Origin of the sequence: Candidatus Merdisoma sp. JLR.KK011, assembly GCF_036941125.1 — a bacterium.
GTDB lineage: Bacteria > Bacillota > Clostridia > Lachnospirales > Lachnospiraceae > Laedolimicola.
Genome location: NZ_JAYWSZ010000004.1, coordinates 640,964 through 656,079, shown reverse-complemented (window position 1 = coordinate 656,079; position 15,116 = coordinate 640,964). Strand labels below are relative to the sequence as shown.

17 protein-coding genes and 1 pseudogene are annotated in these 15,116 nt (G+C 44.5%); 15 read left to right on the top strand and 3 right to left on the bottom strand.

Annotated elements, in window-relative coordinates; all coding sequences use genetic code 11:
- The 4 genes from VV089_RS16950 to VV089_RS16935 all read left to right on the top strand — a co-directional run bounded on the left by VV089_RS16950 (position 1) and on the right by VV089_RS16935 (position 4,687).
- Positions 1-1,536, top strand: coding sequence for a DUF4132 domain-containing protein (locus tag VV089_RS16950; RefSeq protein ID WP_334336712.1), 1,536 nt, complete (start codon positions 1-3; stop codon positions 1,534-1,536).
- Positions 1,533-2,258 carry a hypothetical protein gene (locus tag VV089_RS16945; RefSeq protein WP_334336711.1) on the top strand — a complete coding sequence of 242 codons (726 nt, stop codon included), beginning with the start codon at positions 1,533-1,535 and terminating at the stop codon, positions 2,256-2,258. Before VV089_RS16950 ends, VV089_RS16945 begins: the two co-directional genes overlap by 4 nt.
- Positions 2,216-3,682 (top strand): SMI1/KNR4 family protein, encoded by a 1,467-nt coding sequence (locus VV089_RS16940; protein ID WP_334336710.1) that lies wholly within the window; start codon positions 2,216-2,218, stop codon positions 3,680-3,682. Before VV089_RS16945 ends, VV089_RS16940 begins: the two co-directional genes overlap by 43 nt.
- A gap of 78 nt (positions 3,683-3,760) precedes the next feature.
- A complete protein-coding gene (locus tag VV089_RS16935; protein ID WP_334336709.1) occupies positions 3,761-4,687 on the top strand; it encodes an NTF2 fold immunity protein in 927 nt (308 codons plus the stop codon).
- A 50-nt stretch (positions 4,688-4,737) separates the two neighbouring features.
- On the opposite strand, the gene VV089_RS16930 is transcribed toward VV089_RS16935, so the two are convergent.
- The gene (locus tag VV089_RS16930; RefSeq protein ID WP_334336708.1) at positions 4,738-5,004 is read right to left on the bottom strand and encodes a helix-turn-helix domain-containing protein; all 267 of its coding nucleotides are present in this window, start codon (positions 5,002-5,004) and stop codon (positions 4,738-4,740) included.
- Positions 5,005-5,260: 256 nt separating this feature from the next.
- Here VV089_RS16930 and VV089_RS16925 point away from each other — a divergent pair, with 256 nt between their 5' ends.
- From VV089_RS16925 to VV089_RS16900, 6 genes are all read left to right on the top strand, one after another.
- Complete coding sequence (locus tag VV089_RS16925; protein ID WP_334336707.1) at positions 5,261-5,926, top strand: response regulator transcription factor; 666 nt, start codon at positions 5,261-5,263, stop codon at positions 5,924-5,926.
- A complete protein-coding gene (locus VV089_RS16920; protein WP_334336706.1) occupies positions 5,923-7,338 on the top strand; it encodes a HAMP domain-containing sensor histidine kinase in 1,416 nt (471 codons plus the stop codon). The genes VV089_RS16925 and VV089_RS16920 overlap by 4 nt, the downstream gene beginning before the upstream one ends.
- Positions 7,339-7,473: 135 nt before the next feature.
- Positions 7,474-8,703 carry an ABC transporter permease gene (locus VV089_RS16915; protein WP_334336705.1) on the top strand — a complete coding sequence of 410 codons (1,230 nt, stop codon included), beginning with the start codon at positions 7,474-7,476 and terminating at the stop codon, positions 8,701-8,703.
- Between the two features lie 16 nt (positions 8,704-8,719).
- A complete protein-coding gene (locus VV089_RS16910) occupies positions 8,720-10,111 on the top strand; it encodes an ABC transporter permease (protein WP_334336704.1) in 1,392 nt (463 codons plus the stop codon).
- Between the two features lie 14 nt (positions 10,112-10,125).
- Entirely contained in the window at positions 10,126-10,755 is a 630-nt protein-coding gene (locus VV089_RS16905; RefSeq protein WP_334336703.1) for an ATP-binding cassette domain-containing protein, read from the top strand.
- Positions 10,752-10,922 carry a cysteine-rich KTR domain-containing protein gene (locus tag VV089_RS16900; protein ID WP_016280883.1) on the top strand — a complete coding sequence of 57 codons (171 nt, stop codon included), beginning with the start codon at positions 10,752-10,754 and terminating at the stop codon, positions 10,920-10,922. Before VV089_RS16905 ends, VV089_RS16900 begins: the two co-directional genes overlap by 4 nt.
- Positions 10,923-10,993: 71 nt before the next feature.
- Here the strand turns inward: VV089_RS16900 and VV089_RS16895 are convergent, their stop codons facing one another.
- The gene (locus VV089_RS16895) at positions 10,994-12,376 is read right to left on the bottom strand and encodes an MATE family efflux transporter (RefSeq protein WP_334336702.1); all 1,383 of its coding nucleotides are present in this window, start codon (positions 12,374-12,376) and stop codon (positions 10,994-10,996) included.
- 123 nt (positions 12,377-12,499) lie between these two features.
- Here VV089_RS16895 and VV089_RS16890 point away from each other — a divergent pair, with 123 nt between their 5' ends.
- A complete protein-coding gene (locus tag VV089_RS16890; protein ID WP_160583012.1) occupies positions 12,500-13,027 on the top strand; it encodes a PadR family transcriptional regulator in 528 nt (175 codons plus the stop codon).
- Between the two features lie 6 nt (positions 13,028-13,033).
- Positions 13,034-13,231, top strand: a complete 198-nt coding sequence (locus tag VV089_RS16885) for a cysteine-rich KTR domain-containing protein (RefSeq protein WP_016306672.1) — start codon at positions 13,034-13,036, stop codon at positions 13,229-13,231.
- 4 nt (positions 13,232-13,235) lie between these two features.
- On the opposite strand, the gene VV089_RS16880 is transcribed toward VV089_RS16885, so the two are convergent.
- Positions 13,236-13,607: a hypothetical protein gene (locus tag VV089_RS16880; protein ID WP_334336701.1), complete on the bottom strand. Its 372-nt coding sequence runs from the start codon at positions 13,605-13,607 to the stop codon at positions 13,236-13,238.
- Between the two features lie 64 nt (positions 13,608-13,671).
- Here VV089_RS16880 and VV089_RS16875 point away from each other — a divergent pair, with 64 nt between their 5' ends.
- From VV089_RS16875 to VV089_RS16865, 3 genes and pseudogenes are all read left to right on the top strand, one after another.
- Complete coding sequence (locus VV089_RS16875; RefSeq protein WP_334336700.1) at positions 13,672-13,980, top strand: hypothetical protein; 309 nt, start codon at positions 13,672-13,674, stop codon at positions 13,978-13,980.
- Positions 13,946-14,149 (top strand): RNA polymerase sigma factor, encoded by a 204-nt coding sequence (locus tag VV089_RS16870; protein ID WP_334336699.1) that lies wholly within the window; start codon positions 13,946-13,948, stop codon positions 14,147-14,149. Before VV089_RS16875 ends, VV089_RS16870 begins: the two co-directional genes overlap by 35 nt.
- Before the next feature lie 783 nt (positions 14,150-14,932).
- Positions 14,933-15,088, top strand: a pseudogene (locus VV089_RS16865) (type II toxin-antitoxin system PemK/MazF family toxin); the annotation flags it as partial.
- Positions 15,089-15,116: the final 28 nt, after the last annotated feature.

The window sequence follows — 15,116 nt, the reverse complement described above, 5'->3', positions numbered from 1 at the left end:
ATGATGGACGAGAAAAAAGAGCAGCTTGAAAAGGTCCGCCGGGCATTCCGTGATCCATACCTGCGGGGATGGATTCCGAAGTATCTTTTGACAATATTGGAACAGGGGGAGGATACCGAAGATATCCTTTCAAAAATGGAACAGGTCATGCCAAAGTATTGTGTTCCCCGCAAATTTGAGACGGAAGAACAGCAGAGCCTTGACGAGGGGAGCGAGAGACAGAACGATTGGAGGTGCCTGCTGTTTGAATTAAGCCCCACTGTCAGGACATCCTGGGCGGAAAAATATAACCGTTATATCAATCCTAACGGGAAATATCAGACGCTTCTGGGATTTACGGATATGCGGGAACGGTTCCTGCAGGCGTCCCATGAAAGCAGCATAGAGCTTCTCTACCGTATTGGATGGAAGCCGGCGGATACTATGTGCGCCTACCTGCTGAGCATGACCACAAACCGTATGTACAGCCTCTCCCCTGATGCAGTAAGGGAAGCGGTCAGGCTGGATGGGGAGACGGCAGTCCGGCTTCTGGATAAAAAGGTGCTGGGGGAGATGATCGTCCACCATCATTCGTCCTATCAGGCCTGGTGGCAGAAGATATGGATGGAATTCCTGTACCTGTTCTGTGAGTTTGATGATCCGACATTTCTGCATGCAGAGCATAAAACAAAAAAACTGAAACAGCAGTGTCAGGTCATCTGTGAGAGGCTTGCGAATCCGGATTATGAGCAGCTGGAACTGGAGAAAGAGCTACGGGCCTGCGCTTTGCTTCCCACGCAGGAGGAACCGGACGGCGTTTCCGATAAAAAATTCATAAAAAGGCAGAAGGCGGCTCTTTTGCGTGCCTTTGTCTGCAGCTATCTGTGGCAGTGCTCTGACTGGAAGAAGATGAAGGAGCATCCGGCCGGCCGGGCAATGTCGCGGAACCTTCTTTGGGGATATTACCGGGATGGGGAGCTTCAGACCGTATTTGCCCTGAGAGAGGACGGAAGTGTGCTGGATGAAAAGGGGGAGACGGTTCCCCCGGAATCTATTTCTGACGAAACGGGCAAAATCGGGCTGGTGCATCCAGAGGAACTGGCAGAAACAGAGCGGAGCAGATGGAAGAAATATGCAGGAAAAGAGAAATGGAAACAGCCCTTTCCGCAGCTTAAGATGCCCGTGTGTCAAGGACAGCATGACTTTTCCGCCCTTTCCGGCGTACAGGTAACCGAACTTTTTCTGATCACTGCCGCAGGAAAATGGGGATTGTATCAGGGGAGCGACAGGAACAGGTATATATCCTACCATATGGCGGATCTGCTGCATGGGTACGGCGCACAGATGGTCTTTGATGGTATCTGGAGGGGACCGGAATACGGACCGGAAATCATTACGGCGGAAAGGGTAGTCTTCTACCGGTTCCGACATTTCTTGCTCTGGGATCATGTACCCGAAAGTCTGGTCTGTGCCCCGGAGGAACTGCCGGCACGCTTTGTGTCTACTGCAATGGCAGCTTTCCAGGGCATCATTGGGAAAGGGAAAAAGAAAGAATGAAAGACTGTTTTAAGGTAATCGGATATTATATATGCGAAATAAACGATACTCCTGGGTGGCTGCAGGGGATCAGCAGGCAGATCCTGTCTGTCAGTGGCTGCATAGGAGAGCAGCATCCCAGGTGGGAATGTTTTATGGGCGGATGGCTTAAAGGGGAGGCGCGGGGATATCAGGAGAAGCTGCGGCTTGATGGAGAACAGTACAGAGAGTTTTCAGAAACGGCAAACTGCCTTTTCGATGCCCAAAGGCTGGATGTGGATTGCAGGTTTTTGAAATTATCAGATGCAGGAGATTTTTATGAGAAATTTTGTCAGGCGGTTCCCTCTTGTGTGGTAAGTATTTCTACAACCATGGAGTATTATAAAATCCTGCTGGATGAGTTGAAGGGCAGCAACAGCCATGCCTTGATGAATGGTGAAAACGATAACAGCCCATGCCTGGGAAATGATATTTTGGGTTGGGATATTGGCGGATTTCATTCTTTTCTGTGCAATTCTCTGCAGAAAGAATTGCCGGATGTAAGATTCAATGATGTGGGACTGCTCTGCAATGTGTTTTCAGAAGTAGAGGGATTTACGCGTCAGATACAGGGAAAAGGGGAACCAGTGGAATGGATTCCCTGCAGGATTGGGATGCATGGGCAGAACGCAGAGTTTGACCGGCTTACAGGAGGAGGAAAATGGGGAAAACAGGACAGCCCGCATGGGCAAAGCGTATTTTAAAATTGTTGGAGCAGGCAAAGGCGAAAGATCCGGACCTTGTGCGGTTTGGGGCCTACAGCCACAAGTATAAGCTGTCACCGCCTGCCAGTGAGGAGATGATACAAAAATTTGAGGAGCAGGAGGGAATACGGCTGCCGGAAGAATACCGGGATTTCCTGCTTTTTGTGGGAAACGGCGGCGCAGGCCCTTATTATGGGCTTTATGGGGTGAAGACACAGGAAAAGGAACTTCACGATTCCCACGGTTCCCGCCTCTACCGCGTTCAGGAAGAGCCGGTGATCTATCCGAAGATGAGTGATGAGGATTGGAACAGGGTGGCCGATCCGGAGGGCAGGCGAAAAGGGGATGAGGTACATCCCTATGTGGGAGTTCTGCCTATCGGGAGCCAGGGCTGTACCCTTATGACAGGGATCATGCTTGCGGGGCCGTATCGGGGGCAGGTGGTCTATTATGACGAGGATTTCTGCGGCCAGCCGTTTTTTGTGCGGGAACAGGGATTCCTTAAGTGGTATGAGAGATGGCTCCGGGAAGTGATCGCAGGCTATAATGACGAAGAGGTTGGATTTGGGCTAAATATAGATGGAACCCCCAGTCAGCTGATGGAGCTGTACGAACAGACCGAAGATCCGGAGGAAAAAATAGAGATTATTGACAGCTTCTATAAATTTGAGACTCTGCCGGGAAAACAGAAAACGTATTTCAAAAAAGCCTGCACCCAGGAATCCAACATGGAAGTACGGATGAAGCTGATTAAGATGCTGGTCCGTTTCCATGTGTCAGGGATGGCTAAGGAGCTTGAAAAGCTGTGGGAATATGGGGCCTATGCGGAGGCTGTTTCTATCATCACCTATGAAGGAACATGGGAGGTGAAGGAAGCATGGTATGAAAGGGTGTTTGAGATACTGCCCAGGCTCCGGGGGGAGGGCTTCCGGGATGCCTGCCATACCATCAGCGCCGTGAAAGATTATCCCAATGTCCATGCGGGAAGGCTGAGAGAAGCCCTGAACCGGAATGATCTGGACAGGAATGACAGGAACTCACTGTTCCACTGTATCAAGGAGTTGAAGGGGAAAGAAGAGGTGCTGGATTATTTCCTGGATTATCTGTCCACAGAGGAAGATCCCACTTTGCTGATTTATGCCGTCTGGTGCACGGAGGGTGTGGAGAACCGGCAGCTGCAGGAGCTCTATGTACGGCTGATGGACAAGTACAGAACCCATGAAAATACGAGATTTGACTATAAAGGCAGCCAGATGGTCTTAAGAGGCGGCGCCTGTCTGGGAGCCGGCAGACCGGAGGGACAGCTCACAAGCAACCTGATGAGGCAGTTTGATTATTTTGGCCTGGATTATCCAGGTGGCTTTAAGCTTTTGATGGACGAGGGCAGATGGAAGGAATGGAAACAGCAAAGTGGGTTTGCATAGATTCAGAAATTGTAAACATGAATGGATACACAGAAGTATTTCCGGAATATTCAGGGAGAAAGCATGGGAGGAAAAAATATGATGTTGGAATTTGCCCCGAATACTTATATGTTGGAATATCAGAATGGTGCCTACCTCTGTAATGGAACAAAACGGGTAGAAGCGCCGCTGAATTTAGATACCCTTGAGGAGGCCGTCAGACAATGCCCAAAACTTCAACAGGTCTTATTGAATGATGCAACCTTTGATGACCAGTGTTTCTCCATTTTGGCAAGGATTCCCAAGCTAAATATGCTGACCCTGATGTGGGGCAGACAGATTACCGGACACGGACTGGAACTGTTGAAAGACCTTCCCTTAAAGGATCTGTTCTTACAGCGGACAGCTCTGGACAACGAGGGGCTGGCCCAGGCCGCACAGATTAAAAAACTGGAAAATATCTATATAGCTGCCTGCCATCATATTACCTTTGAAGGACTGTTGGCGGTTTCCTGGAGGGATAAGTTGTATATCAGCGATACAGACATGCATGATGACGAGGGACTGGCGGGGTTGTTTACAAAGGCAGAGCGCAAGTCATATGAAGATGCCCGTACCTATAAAACCATGAAAAATCGAATTTCATTGGACAATCCCGAATTACAGGCCCCCATTCATGCGCTGTGGGAATTCTTTAACGACATGAACCGCTGGGAGCAGATGGCAAAACAAAAAGGGCGCGGTGATCAAGCGGAGATTGATGCACTGTTTGCCAGGAGAGTGAGCTGGTCTCCCCGTCCTGGCTGGCGCCCCGTGAATCTTTCTTGGAGAAGTGGCAGAAGTGGCGGGACCTATACAGATCATCATTTGATTGCCGGAGAACGGGTCACAAAAAGCAAATTCTGGCTTTATGCGGAACAGGATATTTTCTATTATCGTTATTTGATGCGTCTGATTGATGATAAGTGGATGATTGATAATGCCCAGTGGTGCCAGAAAGGGCGCTGGTCATTTTGCGGACTGTGATGAAAAGTGAACTCTTTCATAATAAGGAATGGAGATTATGCCAAAACGTATCAGGAACACATTAAGAAGGGAGAAGAACAACAGTGAAAATAGAAGAGTTGAAAGAATACATACATAGTGACTGGAGCGAAACAGCCGAATGCAGAAACGATAAACAGTGGAAAGCTGGGATACTGTCCCTCTTTTTCAATGGACTGCAAATGTCTTGCGGAAATGCCAAGTTCTTCGGCTAATTCTTCTCTGGTGATCCGCTGTTTCTCACGGGCATTTTGAATTGCCTGCCCTAATTCCAGAAAATCAAAATCATGACTGGTCATATTTTCACCACCTGTATTTAATATTGGGTACTTCTATTGTACAGAGATGAAAGTTCTACTTAAACGATGTGAAATCTCTTTGTATAGGAGATTTTATTTCTACTCACAAGTGATAAAAGTTCATATTTGTACAGTTGATTGCTGAAATAAGGATAATTATAATAGGTGCAGGAGTTTGAATCAGAATCCCGAAAAATGCAAAAAATTCATACTCCATACACACGGAGATGCTAAGATAAAGTTGGAGGTGGTCTTTGTGGCAAAGATATTGATTGTGGAAGATAATGTTGATACAAACGAAGCTCTTTCCGAATATCTGCAAGAGGCAGGTCACGAAATTATATCAGCGTATGACGGAACAGAGGCTTTGGAGATTTTCTCACAGAACAAGATAGATTTAATTGTCCTTGATATTATGCTGCCCACAATGTCGGGGCTTGCGGTATTAAATGCGGTACGAAAGACAAGCCAGATACCAGTCATCATGCTTACGGCATTAGAGGACGAATATACGCAGGTATCAAGCTTTGATTGTTTGGCAGACGATTATATGACAAAACCGTTTTCAATGGTGGTGCTTGGAAAACGCATCACCGCCCTGCTGCGGCGGGCAGGCGTAAAGGATGAGCCGAATATCTGGAAGTATGGCGAGTTGACCGTGGACTTTTCTGGATACTCCGCCTGCAACCAGAACGGAAAAATTGATATAACCCCCAAAGAAATCGAATTGCTAAAGCTGTTACTCGACCATAAAGGACTGGTGCTGTCACGGTCACAGATATTAAATGCAGTCTGGGGAGACGATTCTTATGTGATAGACCGTATTGTTGACAGCTACATCAGAAATTTGCGAAAGAAACTGGAAATTGATTGCATCGTCACAGTGAAAGGAATTGGATATAAATTGGAGGTGGGCGCATGAGAAAGCTGAAACTCTTTCCGAAAACCTTTTTATATACATTTAGTTTGATGATTGTAATTGTGGCAGTCTCCCACCTGCTCATTTACAGCCTGCTTCCAGTGGCATATAATTTCCGTCAGCGGAACGAATTGGAAAACGATGTAGCCAGCTTGTGTGAAAAAATAGCGAATACTCCAGATGCAGAAAGACTTCCATTAGTGACAGAATTTGCAGGGAAATGGTGGGCTGATGTTTCAGTATGCTATGACGGCTATACCTATGAAATGAATTTACTGAATGCAGGTGAATCAGAGCTTTTGAATTTTTCTAACACTACGGAAGTGGTGAACATCATTGCGGAAGAAACAGATGGAAAAATAAAAATATCACTGTCCCAGAATCCAAAAGGCGGTACAGATTTCTTTTATGTGGAAAGAATATTGCCGAATGAAAACGGATATGTAAAAGCCACGGTATCAAGACAGCAGATTGAAGATGCTGTCAGTACAGTCATTGTCATTTTACCCATTACTGCCTTTTTATGTACGCTTATTTCAATATTGTCCGCCCTGGCATATTCCCATATGCTCACAAAGCCAATCAAACAGATTTCAAGCGCAACAAAGAAGATGCAGGAATTGACATCGGACATTCATTGTGAAATCCATACCCATGATGAAATTGAAGCATTGGCAGATAATGTAAACAACCTATATGATAATCTGCTAAAGACCATTCATGACTTGGAGCAGGAAATTCACAAAGTAGAAGAAATGGAAGTACAAAAAACAAACTTGCTTCGCTCTGCTTCCCATGAATTAAAAACGCCCGTTACAGCCGTAAATGTCATGTTAGAAAATATGATTTTGAATGTAGGGAAATACAAAGACCATAGCGTGTACTTGCCAAAGTGCAAAGTTTTGATGGAGCAACTGGCGGCAATGATTCGGGAAATTCTGGACGTATCAAAGTTTGAAAAACCGCAGGACGGAGAAGATGAAGAAATCGACTTATCTGAACTGATTCCACAGGTCATTCCGCCCTATGCGATTATTGCCAAGTCGAAAGGGATTTGCATAGAAACGGATACTTACGAAAAACTTTCGATATGCTATCCTCTCCCTATGATAAAAAAAGTAATCTCTAACCTATTGGCGAACGCCGTGTCCTATACCCCCAAGGGAGGCAGCATAAGAATTTATATAGCAAATCAAAAACTGATTCTGGAAAACGAATGTGTCCCGATTCCCCAGAAATACCTAACCCACATCTTTGAACCGTTCTACCGTCCAGAGTACGGACGCAGCCCAGATACGGGCGGTAACGGATTGGGCTTATATATTGTTGACACAATCCTAAAAACCTTGCAGATTCCTTACACGTTTGCAGCCATAGAGGATAACAGCGGAATGCGTTTCACAATAGAATTTTAGATAGCTTGAAAGTTGCCTGCGCAGAAAGCAGGCAGCTTTTTTTCTGCAATTTCATACGCCATTCATATTAGAATGATACCTCAATCACATGAGGGGGATAGAATCTATGGGTATCAAGCGAAAGGAGGAACAGTTTTGAACGTCTACAAGCGAGCATTACTTTATGTCATTAGAAAGAAAGGAAAAAGTTTGACGCTTTTTCTGTTGTTGCTTTTAATAACCGTGTCGGTCATGGTGGGAGTTTCCATCCGAGACGGAACGGCAAAGGCAGCGGAGAACCTGCGGACAACAATAGGTGCGTCCTTTACCATGAGCGGGAACATCAACAATCTGGACTTTCATGACGGCGAAGCAGGATATACCGCTGAAAAAATCCCTATTTCCCTTAATACAGTGGAACAGATAAGAAATATAGAGGGCATAAAGACTTACAATGCCGAACAGCACACTTCTGTCACTGCTGAGGGAATCTACTATCTTTCTGGAATGTCAAGCGGCAATCTTTCCACTAATACGGAAACCGCCTACCAGACGGATTTTATGAACGGAATACTGGAATTAGCGGAGGGCAGGCATATTACGGAAGATGACAGGGACGCAGCACTTATCAGCGATAAACTGGCGGCAGAGAATCATTTACAAGTTGGCAGTGAGCTTGTTTTGGAATCTGCTTCTGGTGACAGCGGGGAGCAAACTAAGGTCTTGATTGTAGGGCTGTATTCCAGTGACGATAAGATGGAATATGATAATGACACCATTTTCACAACCCATGATGTTTATTGGAAACTGTCTGGGCAAAAACCATTCGGATATTCTGGGAATGTAACTTTCTATGTGACTGACCCAAAGGAATTGAATCGCATTGTGGAACAGGTACAACAGATAACGTCTATCCAGTGGGAAGATTACTTTATCCGCATCAATGAATCCGAATACAAGGCAGTCGCATATCAGATTCAGACAATGGAACGGCTTACGGAAATACTGATTACTGTAATTGCAGGAGTTGGCTTTATCGTTGTAGCCCTTGTGCTTGCAATGAGAATAAAGAATCGGATACACGAAGCAGGGATATTCCTTTCCGTTGGCGAATCAGCTCCCCAGATTATGCTACAGCTTATTTGCGAAATCCTTATGATTGCTGCCTTGGTGTTCTTTGTATCACCCATGTTGGGACAGTTCATCGTAGGACAAGTAGAAGCTGCCCTAAAAAATATGGGAACTATAATTACAATGTCAATTTCCCTAAAAACGACAGCTTTGCAATTCCTTTTAGAGACACTTATTATCGTGCTTGCAGTGGTTACGGCTGCTTTGCCAATTGCCCGAATGAAACCAAAAGATATTTTATCAAAAATGAGCTGACAGGAGGATAAAAGCCATGAGTACATTGAAAAGAGCATTTTTATATACGATGCGGAAAAAGACAAAAACCCTTATCCTATTTTTGGTGTTGGTTACAATATCCACCTTTATTCTGACTGGATTATCCATATATAAAGCGGCAGACGATTCTGCCCTAAGTCTGCGCCAGTCCGTAGGCGGGAGCATTCGCCTTGAATTAGATAAGAGCAATAACAAAAACTGGCGGTATCAGCAGGCGGCAGGTGGAATGTTGGTTGAATATGTTGGAACTCCCATTACTGACAGGGATATTCAAAAGATTATGTCAATAGACGGGGTGAAAGCATATAACGGCATAGGTGACGGGGATGTTTATGCAAAAGACTTTGATTTCATATCTGGGATTAGTTTTGGTGCAGAAATCGATGACAGCAGGCTTCCATCTGTCACGAATTCAGAGTATTTTAATTTCTTTACCCGAAAAGCGTTCCAGTTGGTAGAAGGACGGCATATTAAGGAAGATGATGACCATGTTGTTTTAATTAGTTCGGCAATTGCGGAAAAAAACAATTTAAAGCTCGGTGATACCATTACCGTACAGTGCTGCTTTGACAACGGTGATTATCCTGATGTGAAACTGAAAGTTGTTGGCATTTACGAGTATAAGGGAGATACCAATCCATACCACACTACCTCAACGGATAAGCGCAACCGATTGATTATAGACCATAAGGCAATGCAGGAAATCATGCAGAGGGATGTGATACAGTATGATAACGGCGTTGATTTTTATGTGGATGACCCCAGAGAAATGGAAAGAATCGCAAGCCAGATAAAAGCCCTTGATTTAGACTGGGATTCCTTTACCCTCACAATGGATAACTCCGCATACGAAGCAGTTGCTTCGCCATTGACAGCTATGCAGAATCTGATTGTCTGGCTGATTGTCGGATGCGTCGCGGTGAGTGTGGGTATTTTGGTACTGATTCTTTCCATGTGGATAAAGCAGCGTCGGCATGAAACTGGCATCCTGCTCTCTGTCGGAATTTCAAAAAGCAGGATTCTTTTGCAGTATACAGTAGAAGTGCTGATGATAGCGATAGTTGCTTTTGGAGTATCCTTTTTTACAAGCAGCCTCATTTCACAAGGAGTGAGTGATTTGATTTTCCATCAAGTGTCTGAATCACAGTCCCTACCCGAAATAGAACTGCCAGACGATGGCACAGAGTACCTTGATATAACAGGACAGTATATTCCATACGACACTTCTAATGTGGAAACACTGGAATCTGTTCAAGTAACTGTCAGTCCCGACTATTTGCTATATATCTATATTTTCGGTACATTACTGATAGCGTTTTCCGTTTCAGCATCATCCATTTCAGTCATACAGATGAAGCCTAAAAAAATTTTATCACAGATGAGTTAAGGAGGTATTTTTCAATGAGCATTATGGAAATTCGTAACATCCGCTATTCCTATGACGATAAGCGAAACGTATTAAAAAATGTAAATGCAGAATTAGAAGCAGGCAAAATGTATGCAATCCTCGGCTCGTCGGGCTGCGGAAAGACTACTCTGCTCTCCCTGCTTGGAGGTCTGGACAGCCCCCAGAGCGGACAGATTTTATACAACGGTGAGGATATTGAAAAGACTGGACTTGCGGCACACCGCAAGAATCACGTTGCATTTATCTTCCAGAGCTACAATCTGATAGACTATCTGACACCGAGAGAAAATGTGGCTCTTACCTCAAAGGTGCCGCCGATGCCCGTTTTAGAGCGTATGGGACTAACTGAGGAAGAAAGCAGACGGAACGTGCTGAAGCTCTCTGGCGGTCAGCAGCAGCGAGTAGCAATCGCCCGTGCATTGGCTTCTGATGCAAGCGTTATCCTTGCGGACGAGCCGACTGGAAATCTGGACGAGGATACCACAGTTGACATCACAAATATTTTGAAAGAATGCGCCCATCAGATGGGGAAATGCGTTATCATCGTAACCCACTCCAATGACTTGGCAAAACGGGCGGATGTAATCTTTCGTTTGAAAAAAGGTGAATTGCAGCAAATATGAAGATTGAATGGATACGATGCCCTATCTGCGGCAGTAAAACCCGAAACAAAATAAGAGGGGATACTGTTTTGAAGAATTATCCCCTATACTGTCCGAAGTGTAAACAAGAAGTTTTGATTGAGATAAAAGATTTACAAATGACCGTCATCAAAGAGCCAGACGCATAGACGCAGAGCCGATGAACTTGTGAGAAAACCTTACAGCTCATCGGCTCTGTCTGTTTAGAAAGAATAAATATTTAGTTGTTGTTCGTGCTTATTGCGGCAGTTTGTTTCTGCATCTCATTCAGCTTTTTGTGGAGCGGTATCGCCATGAATACCGTTATGATGGCGGAAAGTACATCAGCAATCGGCTGGGCGTACATAATTCCATTTAGCCCCCAGACAATCGGAAGAAGCAGGATAACGGGGATAAAGCAAATCCCCTGCCTGCAAGCTCCGAGGATAAAGCCCTCTCTGCCTTTTCCCAGAGCAAGGAACAGGGAAGAATACACTGTATAAAATCCAAAGAGCATAATGGAAATGCCGTTTGCTCTCAAAGATGCTGCCCCAATGCGAATCATCTCAGCATCGCCCTTTGTGAACCTTGAAACGATAGCCGCAGGGAACAGAGCCAGTATCACGCCAAAAATCACACAGAAAACCGTAGACCACAGGATGGAAGTCTTGATTGCTTCACGCAGACGGTCAAACTTCTTCGCCCCATAACTGTAACCTGCAATGGGCTGAAAGCCTTTGATGAACCCGAATACGGACAAGCTGCCCATTGAAATAAGGCGGGTAACAACGCCCATGCCTGCAATGGCAGAGTCCCCGTAATCGCCAGCGGCATTGTTGATTAAGGAAATGGACACACTCGTTAAAATCTGGAATACCAATGTCGGGATACCGATTTTGAAAATCTCAGACATGGTTTCTTTTGTATATGTGCAGTCCTTAACCTGAAAATGGAATACACTTTTTTTACGCAGGATGTAGATTTGATAAACGCAGGTTGAAACGACTTGTGAGATTGCGGTTGCTATCGCCGCTCCTGCTACTCCTAAGTCAAACACATAGATAAACAGTGGATCTAGGGCAATATTAAGCACTGCACCCGTGAGCAAGGCACACATGGTTGTTTTAGCGGCACCTTCACTTGTTACAATGTTATTCATCGTGACGTTGAACACATTAAAAATACAGGAAACAATGTAGACACTTGCGTATGTGGCGGCAAAGGGGAGGATACTGTCTGTTGCCCCTAAGAGCTTCAGTATGGGATGCAGGAACACCATAGAAATTATAATGATAACTGCTCCCACGGATACACTGCTGTATAAAGCGGTACTTGCCACTTTATTTGCATTTTCCTTATCCCCACGACCTAATAATCGGGAAATATAAGAAGCCGCACCGTTGCCGAACAGCAGGCCAAGACCGACAACGACCTGTCCAAGTGGATAGACCACGGAGATTGCCCCCATCTGGCTCTCTCCTAATCCGCCGACGAAATATGCGTCAACAAGGTTGTAGAAAGCATTTACCAACATACCTATCATTGTTGGAATACCCATTGATAAAAGTGCTTTTGGTATGGATGCACTGCCGAGCAGCTCCATTTTTTTACTTTGACTGTTCATTGTGAACTCCTTTCTCTTGACAAATAGTATTATTTATACTACTATATAATATAGTAATTGCGTCGCGGAAATTATAATACTATAATTTATAGTAGTTGTCAATAGAAAAAGGAGGGATTTTAAATGGCGACCATTGACTTGATTGTATTGGGAATGTTGAAGCGGGAATCAATGAGTGCATACGATATTCAGAAACTGGTGGAATACCGCAACATTTCAAAGTGGGTAAAAATCAGCACACCATCTATATACAAAAAGGTGATCCAGTTGGAAGAAAAGGGGCTTATCACAAGCCGTACGGAGAAAGAGGGAAAAATGCCCGAAAAGGCGGTATATTCTTTGACGGATGCAGGAAATGAGGAATTTGAAAAGTTGATGATTGAAATATCCTGCAAACCAATCAATATATTTTTGGATTTTAATGCTGTTATCGTAAACTTAGAAAGTATGGCGAAGGAACAACAGAGGGAATGTCTGGATAACATTGAAAGCAATATCAATGTGTTGAAATCTTATCTTGAGGAGAATATTTCCATGAAAGAAAACGCGCCCGATATTCCTGCCACGGGTATGGCTGTTTTACATCAGCAGTTTTTATTGGTGCAGGCAATCGAAGAATGGATAGCAACACTAAAAAAGAAATTAGGATAATTTGTTATGGGTAAAGTAGAATGGATATTATGTCCTGTCTGCGGAAGTAAAACCCGTAACAAGGTTAGGGAGGATACTGTTCTGAAAAATTATCCTCTCTACTGCCCAAAATGCAGGCAGGAAACACTGATTGAAGCGAAGAATTTGCAAGTAACAGTCATCACAGAGCCAGACACATTAGATGCAGAGCCGATGAACGTGTGAGAAATCACAGTTTGTCGGCTTTTCTTTTTATAGAGCCATAGGTAGATACGTCCACCAAATTAAAAAAAACAGCAATTTGGTGGGCGGTATTGCTATGCCCGAAAGACTTAACAAACACTCTCCAAACCTGTTTCAAGTTTGGGGGGATTTTTATTGCCTGCAAATAGCAATTTCTATTTTCATATACGATATAAAGGGACGGATAACCCGTTAAAAAAATCCTTGCCAATACAAGGGGGCTTTCTACCCCACAAGTAGAGGTCAAATTTCTACATAATAGAAATAAATTCTCCATAGACCGTAAAGGTGTGACAGCCTTTGCGGTTTTTCTTTTGTCGTTTTTTGCCGGATTACGCCGCAGGGCGTTATTCATCATCGGTTGCCGCTCACCGCCTTCCAACCTGAATTTTCAACAAAAAATTCAGATTGGAGGAAAGGACATGGAGGGTAATCGCCCAAAAAGAAGAAAGGATAAGTATAATCCTTATACAATATTCGAGAAAGACGGCCAGTATTACGTTTCATTCAAAGATGGACAAGGTGATTTACATAAACTTGAAATCAGCAAGGTGCTGTATGACACGTTTGATTCTTTTGAATTAAGCGATCTGGTGTATCTTAACGTGGTGGACAGGCATATCGGAGCAATCCGAGGTGTGGGAAAACACTTTGAATATGAGAGCGATGAAAAAGCCGGACAGCATGGAGGAAATCGTGTTCCGCAGGGTTCAGACAGAAAAGCTACATAAGGCAATCAACGAACTGCCGGAAAAGCAGAAGAAAAGGCTGATACTGCATTATTTTCAGGAATTGACCTATGTGGAAATCGCAGAGCGGGAGCAATGTTCGACCAGAGCAGTAGAGTACAGTATCCACGGGGCAATTCAAAGCCTGAAAAAGTTTTTTGAAAAAAATTAAAAAAGGACTTTCGGGTTTTGCCTGATAAGTGAGGAAACAGGTGAGGGAGATAAAAATTCCTTCACCTGTTTTCTGCATTTATGCACATGGCTTTTGTGCATAGAGGGATACCCGAAGGGGATTTCCGTTATGTGGTGAATGGGTTTGCACTCTGAAAATTTCATACCCATTCATCAAACACATTCCTGTTGTTATCGTGATGAGCGTAAGCCACATTAGCAGGTACGCCATGAGCTGGATGGAGATAAAGGCAACGGAATCGCACAGACAGAAAGACAATGGTTTGCGGCTGTCCTATCCCCGTTTAAGGAGCGAAAAACACCGGGCTATAACTGCCAGCTTGCTGCTGGCAGGGCGATAACAGGCAGCAGGGACAATGATACTCCCGCCCAGTCACAGGTCGAGCGTAAATACCCATCAGGTATAAAAACGCCGCAACCAATGTGGGCGGCTCCGGGCGATCCCCGGAGGGGTGCTATTCCCGTGGAGCCGGCCAGCAGCCAGTCGTTTGGTGACTTCCCTATGTTTGCCGTAAAAGCGGTAGATATGTAAGCCGGGGTGTCGAGGACAAATAGGCTTATCAGGCAAAAGTGGTAGCCGGACACAAAACATGAAAATATTCTGAAGAATAATCAAAAAGCCATGCTTTTGTGTTCGGCTGATACATACCTGAAAGGCAGTTTTTTCGACAGGTAAGATGTATTCTGCAAATTTATATTTTCCGCCATGAAAGAAAAAGCAGACTGGATTCAGGAAGTAAAGATTATGGAGGACATTTTTATTATGGAAGAAAGAAAAATCAGACAAGGGGATATTTACCATGCAGACTTAAATCCCGTTTTCGGAAGTGAACAGGGCGGATACCGTCCGGTATTAGTGATTCAGAATAACAGAGGGAGTCAATACAGCCCAACCGTAATTGTGGCAGTAATTACAAGCAGTCCCTTCCCGTGTTTCGGGAGGTGAC